2 protein-coding genes are annotated in these 3,247 nt (G+C 72.6%); both read left to right on the top strand.

From position 1 onward, the window contains the following. Positions 1 to 53: 53 nt before the first annotated feature. Positions 54 to 2,336 carry an MMPL family transporter gene (locus D7W79_RS40500; protein WP_120530540.1) on the top strand — a complete coding sequence of 761 codons (2,283 nt, stop codon included), beginning with the start codon at positions 54 to 56 and terminating at the stop codon, positions 2,334 to 2,336. Next, positions 2,333 to 3,247, top strand: a 915-nt coding sequence (locus D7W79_RS40495; protein ID WP_147442316.1) for a glycosyltransferase, incomplete at its 3' end; no start/stop codon positions are given. The genes D7W79_RS40500 and D7W79_RS40495, both read left to right, overlap by 4 nt.

Below are 3,247 nucleotides of genomic sequence, written 5' to 3'. Positions count from 1 at the left end.
GGCATAGGAGGTCTGCGCATGTCTGGTGGGCTCGGAGATGTGTATAAGAGGCAATGTCGGGACGGGGGGAGGACTCAGCAGCGGGGGGCGCGCCGTCCCTGTTCGCCCGGCTGGCGGTGGGCGTGTTCCGGCACCGGGGACGGGTGCTGGTAGGCACGCTCCTGCTCCTGGCCGCGGCGGTGTGGGCGCTGCTCCAGGGCGGGCACCTCACCACCGGGACCATCGAGGGCATCGAATCCGCGCGGGCCGAAGCGCTCGCGCGGGGCGCCGCCGCAGGGTCGAACGACCAGACCCTGGCGGTCATCTTCCACCACGATGCCTGGACTCCGGATGACCCGCGCTTCGCCCGGGCGGTGACGTCCGTGCTGTCGCGCGTGCAGCGGCTGCCGGAGGTCGCGTCGGTGGTGTCGCCCATCGGGGCGCCCGAAGCGTTCCGGGCCCGCTTCGTGGCGCAGACGGGCCACGACCTGCTGGCGCTGGTGCGGCTCAAGGGGGGCGAGCGGGAGGCCACCGCCGCGATCCCCGCCGTGCGCGCGGCGCTGAACGACTCGGGACTCCAGACGACGCTCACGGGCAAGGTGGCCTTCCTGGCCGCGCTCAACGAACTGCTGGAGCACGACCTCTTGCGCGCGGAGTTGCTGTCGTTCCCGCTGGCGCTCGTCGTGTTGCTGTGGGTGTTCCGGACGGTGGTGGCGGCCATGCTGCCCCTGGTGGTGGGCGGGCTGGCGGTGCTCTGCGGCGTGGCGGGCGTGCTGATGCTGTCGCACGTCACGAACATGGCCCAGTACACGCTCAACGTGGTGTCGCTCATCGGGCTGGGCGTGGCCATCGACTACTCGCTCTTCATCGTGAGCCGCTTCCGCGCGGAGCTTGCCCGGGGATTGACGACGGAGCAGGCGCTGACGCGCACGCTGGACACCGCCGGACGGGCGGTGGCGTTCTCCGGGCTGGCCGTGACGGTGGGGTTGGGGGGCCTGCTGTTCTTCCGGGGTTCGTACCTGAGCGCCATGGGGCTGGGGGGCGCCCTGGTGGTGGCCTTCGCGGTCCTCTTCGCGCTCACCGTGCTGCCCGCGCTCCTGGCCTGGCTGGGGCCACGCGTGGACCGGGGGCGGCTGCCCTTCGCGCGCGCGGAAGGACGCGGCGGCGGCTGGCACGCGCTGGCCACCTGGGTGATGCGGCATCCCTGGTGGGTGCTGCTGCCAACACTGACGTTGCTGCTGGCCATGGGGCTGCCGTTCCGGCGTCTGCAATTGGCGGCCACGGACATCACGGCGCTGCCCGAGGGCACCGAGGCCCGCCAGGGCGCGGAGACCCTGGCCCGCCTGTTCCCCCGCGAGGCCGCCACCCGGGTGCTGGTGGCCGTGGAGTTCCCGGGCGGCAACCCCCTCACGCCGGAGCGCGCGGGCGCGCTTCACGACGCCAGCCGGCGGATTTCGGCGCTGCCCGGGGTGCTCGGCGTGGAGAGCGCCGTCACCCTGGTCCCCGGCATGGACCGGGCGACCGTTCAACGGATGGCCGCCGCGCCGCCCCAGTTCCTCCCCGCGGACGTCCAGGCCGCGCGAGCCGCGTACGTCACGGGCAACGTGGCGGTGATGCAGGTGCTGACGTCCGCGGCGCCCAGCAGCGTCGAGGCCCGGAACCTGGTCCGCGCGCTGCGCGAGGACCGCGTGGTGGGTGACGGCAGGTGGCAGGTGGGAGGGCAGACCGCGACGGACGTGGACGCGGCGGCCTTCGTGAAGCACCACACGCCCGCGGCCGTGGGGTTCGTGATGGGGATGACGTGCATCGTCCTCTTCGTGCTCCTGCGCTCCGTGGTACTGCCGTTGAAGGCGCTCCTGATGAACCTGCTGTCGCTGTGCGGTTCGTTCGGGGCCCTGGTGTGGATCTTCCAGGAAGGCCACCTGCACCGGCTGCTGCGCTTCGAACCCGGGCCCATCGAACCATCGCTGCCCATCCTGTTGTTCTGCGCGCTGTTCGGCCTGTCCATGGACTACGAGGTGCTGCTGCTCAGCCGCATCCGCGAGGAGTGGCTGCGCACGGGCGACAACACCCACGCGGTGGCCGAGGGACTGGAGCGGACCGGCGGCCTCATCACCAGCGCGGCGGCCATCATGGTGGCCGTGTTCGCGGCCTTCACGCTGGCGTCCGTGGTGGTGGTGAAGGCGATGGGGCTGGGCATGGCCATCGCGGTCGCGCTGGATGCGACGCTGGTCCGGGTGCTCATCGTCCCCGCGATGATGCGGCTGATGGGGGACTTCAACTGGTGGGGGCCGGGCCACTGGCGGCGCTCGCACGCGCGGGCGCAAGGGACGCGGGGCACGGAGGTGCGGCCATGAACGCGCGGAACCTGGGATGGACGGCGGCGGCGCTGGGGGTGCTCGTGCACGGCCACCTGGAGCTGATGGCCGGCCTGCGACGGCGTCAGGCGCCGCCCGTAAGGCGCTTCGAGCCGCCCTCGGTGACGGTCATCCGGCCCATCCGGGGCCTGGACGTGGACGCGCGGGCGAACGTGCGCGCGCTGCTGGACCTGGACTATCCCGGCGAGTGGGAGGTGCTCTTCGTCTTCGACAGCGAGGAGGACCCGGCGTTCCTCCCCACCCGGGAGGAAGTGGCCGCGCACCCCACGCGCGCGAAGCGGGTGGAGCTGGTGGTCGCGGGTGAGCCTCCGGACGGGATGACCGGCAAGCTCAACGCGATGCAGGTGGGCGTGGCCCGCTCCCGGTGCGACCTGCTGGCCTTCAGTGATTCGGACACGCGGCCCACGCCCGGCGTGCTCACGGCGCTGGTGGGCGCCCTGCTGGAGGACGGCCGCACGGGCGCCACGTTCGCGCCCATCTACGCGGCGGCGGACGCGCCCCTCGCGGGCGACGTGGGCTACGGGCTGCTGGTGAATGCGTGGTACGGCGCGTCGGTCGCGTGCGCCGCGGCGCCGGATGGCGCGCTGCCCTTCATCATGGGGCAGCTGATGGTCTTCCGCCGTGAGGCGCTCGCGGCCATCGGGGGCGTGGGCTGCGCCGCCGGGCAGTTCGTGGATGACATGTACCTGGGGCGCCGGCTGCACGAGGCCGGGTGGAAGAACCGCGTCGTCCATGCGCCCCTGCGCGTCGTCACGGGACACCTGGAGCTGGGCGCGTTCCTGCGCATCTTCCGGCGGTGGATCCTCTTCTCGGAGGCGGGATTGCCCGGCGCCTTCGCGCGGCCCCACTGCTGGCTCTTATACACATCTCCGAGCCCACGAGACCTGCGC

This window comes from Corallococcus exercitus, assembly GCF_003611585.1.
GTDB classification, from domain to species: Bacteria; Myxococcota; Myxococcia; order Myxococcales; family Myxococcaceae; genus Corallococcus; species Corallococcus exercitus.
Note: the sequence above shows the minus strand (reverse complement) of the source record. Positions and strands in the feature narration are given on the sequence as shown.

Bases quoted from the DNA above. Each gene is read 5' to 3' on its own strand.
- D7W79_RS40500 (WP_120530540.1), top strand. From the start codon at position 54: ATGTCGGGACGGGGGGAGGACTCAGCAGCGGGGGGCGCGCCGTCCCTG.